The sequence below is a fragment of the Neobacillus ginsengisoli genome (assembly GCF_030813055.1).
Genome location: NZ_JAUSTW010000001.1, coordinates 799,137 through 812,242 on the forward strand (window position 1 = coordinate 799,137; position 13,106 = coordinate 812,242).

Below are 13,106 nucleotides of genomic sequence, written 5' to 3' on the forward strand. Positions count from 1 at the left end.
TACCAATGTATTAATAGTAAAAAAAGATTGAAACAGGCTTTGCAATAGAAAAAAGCAGGGGGAAATCTCCTGCTTAATTCACTACAATATCAGCGATCATTGGTCCATTATGCTTCCTGTCTGAATGAAGCTCGCAGATTAGCCGGTAAGTCCCGGCTTTTTCAAACTGAAGTGGAACAACTGTTTCTTGGCCTTTTTTCACCGTACCTTTTATTTTCGTACCTTCAATATAAAATGGATGTTCTTCGCCGTTAATCCCTGTTATATATAAATTAACTTTTTCTCCTTTTTTAATAAAAATGGTTCCCGGATCCCAACGATAGGCCTCAATTTGTTTCCCGTCTTTCATTGTAGTTTTAAATTCGACTGTAACCATATGAATCTCTCGGATTTGATTGATTGCCTTTTGGTTAAACACAGCCGTATCCCCGGCTCTTAACATAAACCAAGCAGTAATGGAAACAAGCATGAATCCTATTGCTAAAAAGAAAAAGAATGTCTCTTTTTTTAACACCAAGAATTTCATTGAAAAGCCCCCTTGTATATTTGTCCTATTTCATGTTTATGCCAAGAGGGATTTAAAACTTGTCTCTTTTTTATTCCTTTTGAAAGAAAATTAGCTGAACGGAGGACTCATTTGATCATCAAATTGGTCAATATATAATTGGCCGCTTGTAGAAATGACAGCATAGTTGATATCTTTTACAATTAAGTTTTTCTTATTTAGTTCTTTTTCTAACCATAAAAGGGTATACTTCTCCGTAAAATTTTCGGTAATTAAATTTCCTTCCATAATAATTTCTAATGGAAATTTTAGTATTTGGCTTGAAGTAATGGCTAAATCTTTTTTTAGAACACCTTGATATTCTTCCTTTTTTAAAACGGAAAGCTTTCCATTAACCTCTAAGAGCGCATAGCTTACTGTATCAATGTTAAATATACCTAATTCCCTTAACTGTTGATTTAAATTATCAAGCGTATATTTATGTTTTTTCATGTTTTCTTCTAAAAGAATTCCATTTTCAATAATGATGGTTGGTTTCCCGGCGAACCATTTTCTAAGCCTTACACTTCTATAGGAGATTGTTGCCAGAATATAATAAATCAAGATAAGTGTAAAAAAGGACAAAAGTAATGGGATGAATTTTAAATGCAAGTCAAAACCCATATTAGCAGTAAAGGAACCAAGGGTGATCGAAAGGGCAAAGGTAAAGTAATTTTTATGTGTACCGATTTGTTTGCCGAAGTGATAAGCAACAATTAATAAAAGAACTAAAGCGGTCGTCGTTCTGCATATCGAAATAATTACAGCTTCCATGAATTAATCATCCTGTACAAGAAAATATTTATCAAACACCCAGTTATTTTTTCTTAAATTAATTAACGTATTCTTCAAAATTATCATCAGGATGGTATAGGTATTTAGTTACGGTTGAACTTTTGTTAAACTGTCAACAATATCAATGAAGAAGGTGTCATGCAGGGTTATGAATAGGGAATAATTTTCTTTGTTTTTTTTGTTGAAACGTTTATAGTTAAATAAGTAATAAAAAATAGGTGGTTATTTTGTTGGGGATTAAAAAGGAAAAATTATTAAATGCAGCAAAATTTATTTTTCCTCTGCTCTTATTGATTTTCACAATCACAGAAATGAGGAAATTTACCAAAGACCTAAATATGCACTTACTTAAGCATGAACTAAGCCAACTGAATTTCGGGACTTTAATCCTTATTTTGACGATTACCTTTGCTGCCGTGTTACCAATGCTGCTATATGATGTGATTTTAGTTCAAATCTTAAAATTTCGTCTCCCAAGAAGGGAATTATTAGAGCAGGCCTTTATTGCAAACTCCTTCTCTAATCTAATTGGTTTTGGCGGCTTGATTGGAGCCATGCTAAGGACTTATTTTTATCATAAGCTTGAACAGGATAATCGGAGGTTATTGGGTGGAATTGCATCTGTTTCTCTTTTTTATTTAACGGGAATCTCTGTACTTTCATGGTTTGTAATCATCGGATACCATCATTTCCCATTATTTCTTGACACAAAGTGGATTTATTTTGCAGTCCTCGCAGTTGGATTGTATTTACCGGCATTTATATTTATACATATTATTAAGAGCAAAAAGGATAATGGATCTCTTATTACAATAGAGGCAGGAGTAAAGCTTATTGTCGTATCTATTGTGGAATGGTCATCGGTATTTATTGCCATTTGGATACTAAGTAAAATACTCGGTATATCAATCACCTTTGAAAACTTATTCCCTGTATATATTGTTGCAGCTTGTGCCGGAATAATCAGTATGATTCCGGGGGGACTCGGTTCTTTTGATTTAATATTTATTTGGGGTATGCATGATTTGCATATTGCTGAAGAGAAAGTACTCGTCCTGCTATTATTTTATCGATTCGGTTATTATATTTTGCCATTTTTGGTCAGTGTTGTTCTTTTTGTAAAACTGTATTGGGAGAAATGGAATAAATCATGGAACAATCTGCCTAAAGCCATTTTGCAAGGGTTTAGTCATGTTGTTCTAACAGTTCTGGTTTTTTTATCGGGATTAATTCTCCTGTTATCAGCAAGTGTCCCGGGGATCATGTCAAGGCTTAGAATTGCACAGGAAATTTTATCTTTTCCAATCATAAATATATCACATCAGCTGTCGGTTGCTGCCGGATTTCTTTTGTTAGGTTTGTCACGGGGAATTGAGTATAGTGTAAAGAGGACATACGATTTAACCATGCTTGCTTTGATCCTTGCCGCATTATTCTCTATTTTTAAAGGGATAGATTATGAAGAAGCGATTTTTTTAATTATTGTTGCTCTCCTCCTTAAGATGTCCAAGGGACAATTCTACCGGGAAAGCTATGTCCTGACTTGGGGGAAGACGATTTTTGATGTCACCATTATTCTTATCATTACTTTTATGTACATATTAATTGGTTATTTAAATTTGCCTTCTGCTAAATTAACGATCCCGAAGAAGTTCCTACCATATGTGATTGTAGATTACCGTGATTTGTTTAGCAGTGCCCTTATTGGTTTATTAATTGCTTTTCTTATCATTTTTATCGGCTATTTGATTAGTAAACCAAAAAGTTGGAGGTTTTTAAAGTCTATTGATCAGGAAAAAGAAATAAAAGGACATTTAATGAAGTATCATGGGAAAGTTTTGTCCCATTTAGTTTTCTTACATGACAAATATGTTTTTTGGAATAGTAAGAAAACTATATTAATCATTTTTCAACAATATGCTGACAAACTGGTCATACTTGGAGATCCTATTGGCGAGAAAAGTGAATTATCAAATGCAATAGAAGAATTTCAGGAAATATCAGACTTACATGGATATACACCGGTTTTTTATCAAGTTAGTGATGAAATGCTTCCATTCTTGCACGGAAACGGCTATGCCTTTTTTAAATTAGGAGAGGAAGCCTTTGTTGACCTAAGAGATTTCTCTCTTGCCGGAAATAAAATGAAGACATTAAATACCATAAAAAATAAATTCTTGAAGGAAAACTACCAATTTAAAGTGAAGGAAGCGCCTTTTTCAATGGAGCTATTAAACGAATTAAAAGAGATATCTGATGATTGGCTTCAAGGAAAAAGAGAAAAAGGTTTTTCACTGGGCTTTTTTGATAGTTCCTATTTAAATAAAGCCCCAATTGCGCTTATTAAAAATGATAAAAATCAAATTTTGGGGTTTACTAGTATTATGTATGTATATGATGAACATAACACGATCTCTATTGATTTAATGAGGTTTAAGCCGGAGGCACCTGAAGGAACAATGGACTTCCTTTTTATCTCATTATTTGATTGGGCAAAACAAAAGAACTATGGCCGTTTTAATATTGGGATGTTACCTCTGGCCAATGTAGGCCTTTCAAGATTCTCTTTTTTAAGTGAAAAAATAGCTGCGCAAATTTTTTTAAATGGCCATTTTATCTATCATTTTCAAGGTTTGAAGAATTTTAAAGAAAAATACGCTAATATCAGGGAGTCGAAATATTTAGCTTATCGAAAAAAATCTTCTCTACCATTTACAATGGCCCAAATTACCTTATTGATTTCGCGAAAGAGAGCATAATTTTAACAGAGTTTACTCATGACATTGGTCCGGTTCCATTTGAGTTTCCTCTTTTTCCATTTTGATTAGGGGGATAAGTACAAAAGCCATGAAAGGCATTTACCTTTCATGGCTTTTTTTTATTAGGTTTGTAAACAATCGAATTAATCGCATTCCTTAACAACGTTATTGGGGGAGGACCCAAATGAACTTGGGGAATCAATCTGATCCCGATCGTCAACAAAACTCCTTGTACCAAGAAAATCACTTTTATCACCAAAATTTTGTCCGTAGCCCTGGTTTTTTTTATCAGAATTATGCCAATCTGCAAGTAGATTTTGGCCGATATTTACAGCTGAAGCATTTTCAAAGGAATTAATTTTTATCATAAATATATTTATATTAATATACGGAACCGGAGCTGGCAATTGTATCTCCTCCTTATACTTGCATTTAAATATATGCGGGATCTGAAGAATTATGAAGCGAGGCAATTAAAAGGATTAAATTAGAATTTAGTTCAGTATGATGAAAGTAGCAGATTATTTCAGTTAATTACCTACATTAACATATAGCCGGTTAAATTCCCTTTATAGTATCAGGGTTAAAGGAGTTGGAATTGGGGATGGATATGGAGAAATTAAAACAATGGATGGAAATCGCGCAAAATATGCAAGGCGGGGATTTCTGGAAAAATATTTTTGAACAGGATTTCGCCAAACAATTTATTAATGATCAACAACATTTTAAAACTCCTTTTTCAGGAAATGAAGAGAAATCATTTCGTGAAGAAAAAAATAACCGATCTTTCCCCATGATCGATATATTAGAAGGGGAACAAGAGGTACTGGTATTAATTGAGTTACCTGGAGTGAAAAAAGAAAATATAGAATTAGGGCTAAATGGTAATACACTTACAATTAAAGGTACAGCGCTCCCAATCCATAATCATTTAAAGGTTACTTATTCTGAAAGGTTTTATGGTGAATTCCAGAGGCAGATTAAATTACCTGATACCATCAATCCTAAAGATTTAAATGCGAAATTCTGGAATGGGATTTTGTTTGTCAGCTATCAACGTATATTGGAAAAAGGAGAAATTATTACAATTGACTAGCAACTATAACCTTTTTTTTATTTGGACATGTTCAGCGGACTTCACCATATATATGATAGTAAGGTATTAATAAGGGAGCGTTTATGACCATGTCATTAAGAGATTTATTCCTCATATTCAGTAAAAATGATTATGAAAAGGATTTAACGAAAAAATTGTCTTCCTTAGAATCCAATATAGAAGAATTGAAAAAATCTTTATTAACCTTTCAGGAACAGAAGCAACCGCAGACGATAGAAAAGGCAAATGATCCGCCCATTATTATTGAAAAAATTAATATTGAGAAAATCATTTTAGATAAATATGAGCTTAATAATAATTTCGGCCAGTTGGGAATAAAAGAGTTAAAAGGAAAATTAAATATTGGTGCAACATATGGAAGTGAATTCACCCCGAAAATGGAAGCAGAAAATAATGAAATAAGACGGAAAGAAAAAAATAAATCTCCTTCACCTGAAAAGAGCCCTAAAGTAAACATATATGCTAAGAAAGACGAAGAAATGAAAAAAGACTAAAGCTTAAGTCCTTTAGTCTTTCAAAAAGTTTTACTGAAGCCTGCTTTCCACTTGTTGACATACCTCATCAGCGGACATTCCATTCGCATCAATGACCGCACCTTTTGTTACTGTATCCTGCATACCCATCATGTTTGAATCGAGTCCGGTAACAACGCAGCAATCACAATTCTGAGCGTCTGACTCATGTTTTAATTCTACTACATCATAACCTTTTTCACGAAGAGCTTGTTGAATATTTGTAAGGGATTGTTCTACTCCAATTTTTGCCATACAAAACACCTCCTCCTCAAAATTATCTTGCCTAGTTTTGTCATAAATATTCCGAATAAGTATCGTTAATCTTCCAAAAGCTATAATAGGAGGTGTAGGTAATGGGAAAACGTAAAAGCGATCCATCAACAATAGGGTTAAATTCTATGCAAGTTGAAGGACAAGGAACAACAACAACAGAAACAGGGACAAAGAAAGATTCTTCCCGAAGAAAACAAAAAAGAAGTTGATCAAAAAAGCGGGTACCACTTTGGGTACCCGACTTGGATTATTGATACATTGCAGCGATTTGTTTTTGTAAATCACTATTCTCAAGATATTCATCATAGCTCATCTGCTTATCAACCAAGCCATTTGGCGTCAATTCCAAGATTCGATTAGCAATCGTTTGAATAAATTGATGGTCATGTGATGCAAAAAGGAGGGAGCCTTTAAAGTTAATCAATCCATTGTTCAATGCCGTGATGGATTCTAAATCAAGATGGTTTGTCGGTTCATCCAGCAGTAAAACATTAGCCCCGTTTAACATCATTTTCGATAACATACAGCGAACTTTTTCTCCACCTGAAAGAACACTGGCCTTTTTCAATACTTCTTCACCGGAAAATAGCATTCTTCCCAAGAAACCTCGCAAAAAGCTTTCACTTTCATCCTTTGGAGAAAATTGACGAAGCCAATCCACAAGATTTAATTCACTGCCCTCAAAATACTCGGAGTTATCTTTTGGAAAATATGCTTGGGAAGTCGTGATTCCCCATTTAAATGTTCCACTGTCTGCTTCCATTTCACCCATTAAAATTTTGAAAAGAACGGTTTTAGCAAGCTCATTTGTTCCGACAAGGGCTATTTTATCCCCCTTATTCATAATGAAGTTAATATTATCAAGGACTTTCACACCGTCAATTGTTTTTGTTAAACCTTCTACCCGTAATAAATCGTTGCCGATTTCACGGTCCGGGGTAAATCCAACAAAAGGGTAACGGCGTGATGAAGGCCTGATATCATCTAACGTGATTTTATCCAATAATTTTTTACGTGAGGTCGCCTGCTTGGATTTTGATGCATTCGCACTAAAGCGGGCAATAAAGCTTTGTAATTCTTTAATTTTTTCTTCTTTCTTTTTATTGGCATCTGAAGCCATCCTAACAGCTAATTGGCTTGACTCATACCAAAAATCATAGTTTCCGACGTAGATTTGAATTTTGCTAAAATCTAAGTCCGCGATATGTGTACAAACTTTATTTAGAAAATGGCGATCATGGGAGACAACAATGACGGTATTTTCAAAATTAATTAAGAAATCCTCTAGCCATTGGATAGCTTTAATATCCAAGTGGTTCGTTGGCTCATCCAAAAGCAAAACGTCAGGTCGGCCAAACAGAGCCTGTGCCAGTAACACTTTTACTTTTTCGGAACCGGTTAATTCTGCCATTTTTTTATAATGAAGGTCTTCTTCAATTCCTAGACCTTTTAATAATATAGCTGCTTCAGGCTCGGCTTCCCATCCGTTCAACTCAGCAAATTCGCCTTCAAGTTCAGCGGCTTTCATCCCATCTTCATCAGTGAAGTTTTCCTTCATGTAAATCGCGTCTTTTTCTTGCATAACTTGATAAAGCCTGGTGTGTCCCATTATGACTGTTTTTAAAACTTCATATTCCTCGTATTCAAAATGGTTTTGTTTAAGCACGGCCAACCGTTCATTTGGACCAAGCTGAACATTCCCGGTTTGTGCCTCAATTTCTCCGGATAATATTTTTAAAAAGGTTGACTTACCTGCACCATTGGCACCGATAAGACCATAGCAATTACCGGGTGTAAATTTAATATTAACATCTTCAAATAATTTTCGATCTCCATATCTTAAACTTACGTTACTTACAGTAATCATAATTGAAATCCTCCAAAACAAAATATCTACTAATTATATCATTAAAGTAGGGGAAGCGCGAATTCTTTTTCATTAATTCCCTATATATGGATAAAATAAAACAATGTATTTATGAAAAACGGACAAAAAAATTTGACATGAAATATTTTCTAAAAAAATTTTTTGTTTTCACACATTATTCATATTTTTGTTGTAGAATTGGTTTAAGAAGTAATCAAAGAAGGTGAGAAGTATGGCAAAAAAACAGCTTACAGAACTAGTTAACAAGTTAAAAAAAGCTGGTATAAAAGTAAGTTTAACAAAACCAAAGTCCAATTACCTTTTATCCTTACAGCAAATAAAAAATTTTCCTTCATCCGTGAATTAAATAAGCAGTAAAAAGCGATTAATCCAATATGGACTAACCGCTTTTTTTATATTAATTAATTTTATCTAAGATATTGTTATAAACATCTTGTTTATTGAATTCTTTACCCATCGGGAACTTTGCAATAAATTTATTGTTTTTATCCACTAAATAAGTAAAGGTTGAATGAATGAATTGACCGTCACCAGGGTCTTTGTATTGAAATTGCAAAGAATTAGCAATCTCCCGTATTTTCTCTTGGTCCTTCTTAATAGTTTGCTTTTCCCCTGTTAAAAACTCCCAATGACCATCATCCTTAATGCCAAACCCTTTCATATACCCTTTTAAAACTTCAGGAGTGTCACGGTAAGGGTCAATGGAAATAGTAATAAATTCTATATTCTTCCCGAAAAGACCCTTCTTTTCTAAATCCTTTTTTAAAAGGCTCATCTTTTGAGTGGTTGTAGGACAAATATCAGGACAATGAGTATAAATAAACTCGACAAGTTTTAATTTCGAATGATCTTGTCCAAGTTTGTAGGAATCCCCATTTTGGTTAACTAAAGTGCTTGATGGTATGGTTGCATTTGCATCTCGAATTAAAAAGAAAGATATTCCACCCGCGATCCCTAGGAATACAGCAAGACTGCAAATAAGATAGATCTTTTTCATAACGAATCCCCTCCTAACAATAAGATAAAGAAGTTTTCAGGAAAAAGATATGGATATTTTGTGAACAAAAAGCAATTTAGAAAAGCAAAAGCATAGCCTTCCAATTGGAAGGCTATGCTTTTTATTTGGTAAAGAAACCCATAATCCACCCTGCGATAACACCGCCAAAGTAGACTCCGAATACACCCAATACTGCGGAAAAGACCGGTGGAGCCGGGAGGGGTAATTTTAACAATTTAAAAAGGATGCCAACAGCTATTCCCGCGATTACACTTAAAACTAATTCTTTCATTCGCAGCCCCCGTTTCCATATTTTTGAATGTTTAAAATGTCTTCTTTTTTTTAGTAGGGTGTATTTGTCTCCTCTTATTCTTTCCCAGCTATTTCATTTTCTTTCATCGGGTATACCTCATTAATTTCCGGAGGCCTTACTAGACCTTTAAAGACAACTTGAAAATAATGGTTTAGATCCAAAAGGAGAAACGATTAAAAAAGAAAGTTAAGATTTACATTTCCACCTTCTTTTATGTTTCCTATTTTAAGACTCTTGTAGTAAAATTTATCGAATCTATCTAAATAATGTTAAATTACAACAAGAGGTGCGGTATGATCGAGGGGAAAATTATCAAGTTTTATCGTGAAAAAGCAGGATTAACCCAAGGCCAGCTTGTTGAAGGAATATGTTTTGTTACACATTTAAGTAAGATAGAAAGAGGAATAACAGAATACTCAGGGGAAATTACTTACTTATTATTTAAAAGATTAACAGTCTATTCCATTTACTGCGTCAATTAATGACAAAGAAGTCGATGTCTTGAAAGCAGCAGGCATAAAGACCTATCAATCTAAAAATCTCCTATATTGGGAATCTAAGAGCATGCATTTTCTTTCATTTTTATATTGGTTATGGTTCCTTTTTTTGTATATTAAATTGACCCTTACTGGAAAATTAATAAATTTGGTTTAGCTCCCGGTCAAAGTGTTAACGGGAATGTTGCAGCAGTTGATGTTACATTAAGAGTGAAGTTCAATTTTAATCGGAATTCTTGGAATTCTTTTGCTAATCGGAATTGCATGGATAATGTCAAACGATAAGAAGAACATCAATTTTAAAGCTATTGGAATTATGATGGTCGTCCAGATAGCTTTAGCTTGGTTTAACCTTAATACTTCCATTGGTAAAATGGTATTAGAGAAAGGAACGGGGCTGTTTAATAAAATCCTCTCGTTTGGTAATGATGGCATAGCGTTTGTGTTTGGAGGATTATCTAAGCAAGGGTTAATTTCCAGTTGCTTTACTTTTAATGAAGTAAAGCTTTTTTCTTTTCTTTGTAGTGATAAAAGATGCAAAAGTTGCAAACTTGATAATAAAAGAAACTATTAAAAAAACCTATTATTTTAACGTTATGGGTTTTCTCAAATAACCTTTATCCCTATGATACAATATAAGAGCAATCACTAAAATTCCAGATGCAATCCATATAGATGTGTTTCCTATATAAGTGGTAGAAAATGTTCCTGACAAAGCACCAAATAAAAAAGAGAGTATGATAACAAAAAATTCTTTAAATTGTTTTTTCGCTTCCTGATTATGTTTAATTACTGCCAAATAAGCTGCCTGCGTTGCTGTTCGAAGATTCCCAGTAGTCATCGTTGAATTGTAGGTCCACTTGTTTATTTTATTAAAGGTAGAGATTTGTAATGATGATACAAACGCAATACATACTGTTACCACAATGTTAGGTACACTACTTGGCAAGATACCTACAAAGATTAAAACAATACATTCTAATATAAGAATTGAACGTCTATAACTATGCAATAATTGTCTTACATGAGGAATCTTAACTAGTTCTGATACCAAAACACCTAATATAAAAGCTAAAACAGGCGGGATATAAAGCAAGGAACCTTCCCATTCCCCATTTGCAGCTCTTACAGCGAGTAGTACTATATTTCCTGTTTGTGCATTGGCAAACACTCCGTCTCTGCTAATGAAGGTATACGCATCTAAAAAACCTCCAACTATAGCTAACAAAACACCTAAACGAACAGAGTTTGAAGATAATGAGGGGATTTTATTTAGTTTATCCTTCATTTAATAACTCCTTGTTCCTTTTATTAAAGTTATTCTTTTAATAATTAATATTCTGCTTAAATGAATACAGCATTCCTTATAAATTTTTCAAGAAGAGTAACATTGTAATTATATTGATAAAGCCATATGCCATATATGGCACTGAAGGTTTGATAAGGGGGAAAACTTGAGAAAGGTCTCCCAACTTTCTTTGGATAAGGCAAGTGTGGACGCACAGTGTTTATTGCGGTCAACAGCCTGAACGCGCAGAGATTATCATCAAGGCCAAGCACGGCAAAACATACAAGGCGTATAACACCACTGTACCAAGTAACCAAATCACAAAATTGCCTAATTGTCCGAAGGGTCACTAAGAAAATTAAGTATGGTCCTGGGGGAGGATTCTAATAGGTGAACAACCAGTCAAAGAAGTGAATAATATCTAAGTCAAAATGGAATGTACTTCTTATAGGATGGTCCAACGAGGCGACACTATATTCATTTAACACATTGGTATGGAACGACAGTTGATGAGATAGTTCGAGACAATGGACTGAGCGCAAGTACAAAAAATATTATTATCCCTTCAGATAGTAGTAAGTATGAAAAAATCATACTCTCTAACATTAACTGGTTCGGTTGAAAGGAAGAAACAATAGAATTAGCTACATAATAAGAGGACCATTTCGCATCGCGATTTGGTCTTCTATTTTATTTATGGCTCTGTCAAAAAATTTTGTCTAAATATTTTAAAGGGTAAAATGGGATAAAATGATTATCCAATTTACTCTTAAATTAACAATTAATTATTAGCATAATTTCATTTTTGTTTTAAAAAATAATAAATATAAAGAAAAAGGTGCTTGCTGAGAAAAGCAGAACTTTTTAATTTTCCTGATATCAAAATGAAAGGATATAAAAAATGAAAAAAAATTTTGTGCTAGTATTTAGTATGATTTTAATAATGCTAATAAATATTTCTCCTGCTCACGCATCTGGAAGTAACTTTAGCAATATTTATGATGTAAAAACTGGGGATACTTTATGGAGAATTGCAGCTAAATATGATGCTTCAGTACAAGACCTAAAAGCAACGAATGGATTGATATCCGATTCATTATTAGTTGGTCAGAAATTGTGGGTTCCGATGATATATGAAGTTGGTACTGGGGACACACTTTGGAAGCTTTCATCAGCATATAATTCTTCAGTCCAGATGATTAAAACAGCAAATGGACTCTCATCTGATGTAATCCGTAAAGGTCAAAAATTAAAGATTCCTCCTAAAAGAATGACCATGCAGGGACAATATATCCTTATGACAAAGGAGGAATTTAAGGATTGGTTATTTCACAATAAATTTACCAGAAAAATAAGTTTAATCCAAGAACATAACACGTGGTCACCGTCATACAAGAACTTTAATGGCTCTAATCATTTTTCATTGTTGAAGGGCATGGAGAATTATCATGTTAATGTAATGGGATGGAAAAATATAAGCCAACACTTAACTACATTTCCGGATGGAAAAGTAGTAGTTTGCAGACCAATTAACACAGCTCCCGAAGGTTCATTTGGGTTAAAGAATAAACCTGTAGGTTTAGCCATTGAATCTAAATCTTTAGCCATTGAAAATCTTGGGAACTTTGATATAGGTAATGATGTAATGACTCAGAAACAAAAGGAAACTATTGTTTATATCACTGCCTTGCTTGGTTTAAAATTCGGGTTAACTCCTTCAATTGATAGTATCACTTATCATCACTGGTGGGATATAAACACGGGGGAAAGAGTGTTAGATAACAGTTCAGGGCATGCTGTTAAAACTTGCCCAGGTACTGGATTTTTCGGGGGTAATTCCACAAATAGTGCAAAAACTCATTTTTATCCCCTAGTGTCACATAAAATGCAAGAAATTTTAGCATCTATGCATTAATCTTAGAGTAAAAGAGCAGATAGCTAAATTATCTGCTCTTGCGTCTATAAATGATTTTTTTTCGTAAAAAACTCTTTAGTAAAATAATCAGTTGAAGGAAATTCTAATCCTATTTGCCAAGCCCCAAATCCTCTTATTCCATAAAGACAAAATCAACTGCTGCTTCAATTCCCCCATAGTCATATCCCTTTAGCCAAGGAACATC

Annotated in this window: 15 protein-coding genes; 7 read left to right on the top strand and 8 right to left on the bottom strand. The window is 33.7% G+C overall.

Annotated features, from left to right (window positions below; genetic code table 11):
- Positions 1 to 73 precede the first annotated feature (73 nt).
- Both J2S10_RS04270 and J2S10_RS04275 read right to left on the bottom strand, forming a co-directional pair.
- Complete coding sequence (locus J2S10_RS04270) at positions 74 to 526, bottom strand: cupredoxin domain-containing protein (protein ID WP_307404708.1); 453 nt, start codon at positions 524 to 526, stop codon at positions 74 to 76.
- A gap of 90 nt (positions 527 to 616) precedes the next feature.
- Positions 617 to 1,318 (bottom strand): DUF421 domain-containing protein, encoded by a 702-nt coding sequence (locus J2S10_RS04275; protein ID WP_307404710.1) that lies wholly within the window; start codon positions 1,316 to 1,318, stop codon positions 617 to 619.
- A gap of 251 nt (positions 1,319 to 1,569) precedes the next feature.
- On the opposite strand from J2S10_RS04275, the gene mprF reads away from it, so the two are divergent.
- Complete coding sequence (mprF, locus tag J2S10_RS04280) at positions 1,570 to 4,098, top strand: bifunctional lysylphosphatidylglycerol flippase/synthetase MprF (RefSeq protein ID WP_307404713.1); 2,529 nt, start codon at positions 1,570 to 1,572, stop codon at positions 4,096 to 4,098.
- 143 nt (positions 4,099 to 4,241) lie between these two features.
- Here the strand turns inward: mprF and J2S10_RS04285 are convergent, their stop codons facing one another.
- Entirely contained in the window at positions 4,242 to 4,505 is a 264-nt protein-coding gene (locus J2S10_RS04285) for a hypothetical protein (RefSeq protein WP_307404715.1), read from the bottom strand.
- A 197-nt stretch (positions 4,506 to 4,702) separates the two neighbouring features.
- Here J2S10_RS04285 and J2S10_RS04290 point away from each other — a divergent pair, with 197 nt between their 5' ends.
- Both J2S10_RS04290 and J2S10_RS04295 read left to right on the top strand, forming a co-directional pair.
- On the top strand, positions 4,703 to 5,194 hold the full coding sequence (locus J2S10_RS04290; RefSeq protein WP_307404717.1) for an Hsp20/alpha crystallin family protein: 492 nt from the start codon (positions 4,703 to 4,705) through the stop codon (positions 5,192 to 5,194).
- Positions 5,195 to 5,283: 89 nt separating this feature from the next.
- A complete protein-coding gene (locus J2S10_RS04295) occupies positions 5,284 to 5,709 on the top strand; it encodes a hypothetical protein (protein ID WP_307404719.1) in 426 nt (141 codons plus the stop codon).
- Positions 5,710 to 5,739: 30 nt separating this feature from the next.
- Here the strand turns inward: J2S10_RS04295 and J2S10_RS04300 are convergent, their stop codons facing one another.
- Entirely contained in the window at positions 5,740 to 5,982 is a 243-nt protein-coding gene (locus tag J2S10_RS04300; RefSeq protein WP_307404721.1) for a YkuS family protein, read from the bottom strand.
- Positions 5,983 to 6,083: 101 nt separating this feature from the next.
- Between J2S10_RS04300 and J2S10_RS04305 the strand changes: the two genes are divergently transcribed.
- Positions 6,084 to 6,212 carry a YuzL family protein gene (locus J2S10_RS04305; protein ID WP_307404723.1) on the top strand — a complete coding sequence of 43 codons (129 nt, stop codon included), beginning with the start codon at positions 6,084 to 6,086 and terminating at the stop codon, positions 6,210 to 6,212.
- 38 nt (positions 6,213 to 6,250) lie between these two features.
- Here J2S10_RS04305 and J2S10_RS04310 read toward each other — a convergent pair whose 3' ends face one another.
- The 3 genes from J2S10_RS04310 to J2S10_RS04320 form a co-directional block, all read right to left on the bottom strand.
- A complete protein-coding gene (locus J2S10_RS04310) occupies positions 6,251 to 7,870 on the bottom strand; it encodes an ABC-F family ATP-binding cassette domain-containing protein (RefSeq protein WP_307404725.1) in 1,620 nt (539 codons plus the stop codon).
- A gap of 418 nt (positions 7,871 to 8,288) precedes the next feature.
- Entirely contained in the window at positions 8,289 to 8,888 is a 600-nt protein-coding gene (locus J2S10_RS04315) for an SCO family protein (RefSeq protein WP_307404727.1), read from the bottom strand.
- A gap of 121 nt (positions 8,889 to 9,009) precedes the next feature.
- Positions 9,010 to 9,180 carry a XapX domain-containing protein gene (locus tag J2S10_RS04320; RefSeq protein WP_307404729.1) on the bottom strand — a complete coding sequence of 57 codons (171 nt, stop codon included), beginning with the start codon at positions 9,178 to 9,180 and terminating at the stop codon, positions 9,010 to 9,012.
- Between the two features lie 314 nt (positions 9,181 to 9,494).
- Here J2S10_RS04320 and J2S10_RS04325 point away from each other — a divergent pair, with 314 nt between their 5' ends.
- Together J2S10_RS04325 and J2S10_RS04330 are read left to right on the top strand one after the other, a co-directional pair.
- Positions 9,495 to 9,683, top strand: a complete 189-nt coding sequence (locus J2S10_RS04325) for a helix-turn-helix domain-containing protein (RefSeq protein WP_307404731.1) — start codon at positions 9,495 to 9,497, stop codon at positions 9,681 to 9,683.
- Between the two features lie 262 nt (positions 9,684 to 9,945).
- The gene (locus J2S10_RS04330; RefSeq protein ID WP_307404733.1) at positions 9,946 to 10,272 is read left to right on the top strand and encodes a Na+ dependent nucleoside transporter N-terminal domain-containing protein; all 327 of its coding nucleotides are present in this window, start codon (positions 9,946 to 9,948) and stop codon (positions 10,270 to 10,272) included.
- A gap of 9 nt (positions 10,273 to 10,281) precedes the next feature.
- On the opposite strand, the gene J2S10_RS04335 is transcribed toward J2S10_RS04330, so the two are convergent.
- A complete protein-coding gene (locus J2S10_RS04335; RefSeq protein WP_307404736.1) occupies positions 10,282 to 10,986 on the bottom strand; it encodes a YoaK family protein in 705 nt (234 codons plus the stop codon).
- 901 nt (positions 10,987 to 11,887) lie between these two features.
- On the opposite strand from J2S10_RS04335, the gene J2S10_RS04340 reads away from it, so the two are divergent.
- Positions 11,888 to 12,901, top strand: coding sequence for a LysM peptidoglycan-binding domain-containing protein (locus J2S10_RS04340; protein ID WP_307404738.1), 1,014 nt, complete (start codon positions 11,888 to 11,890; stop codon positions 12,899 to 12,901).
- Positions 12,902 to 13,106 lie beyond the last annotated feature (205 nt).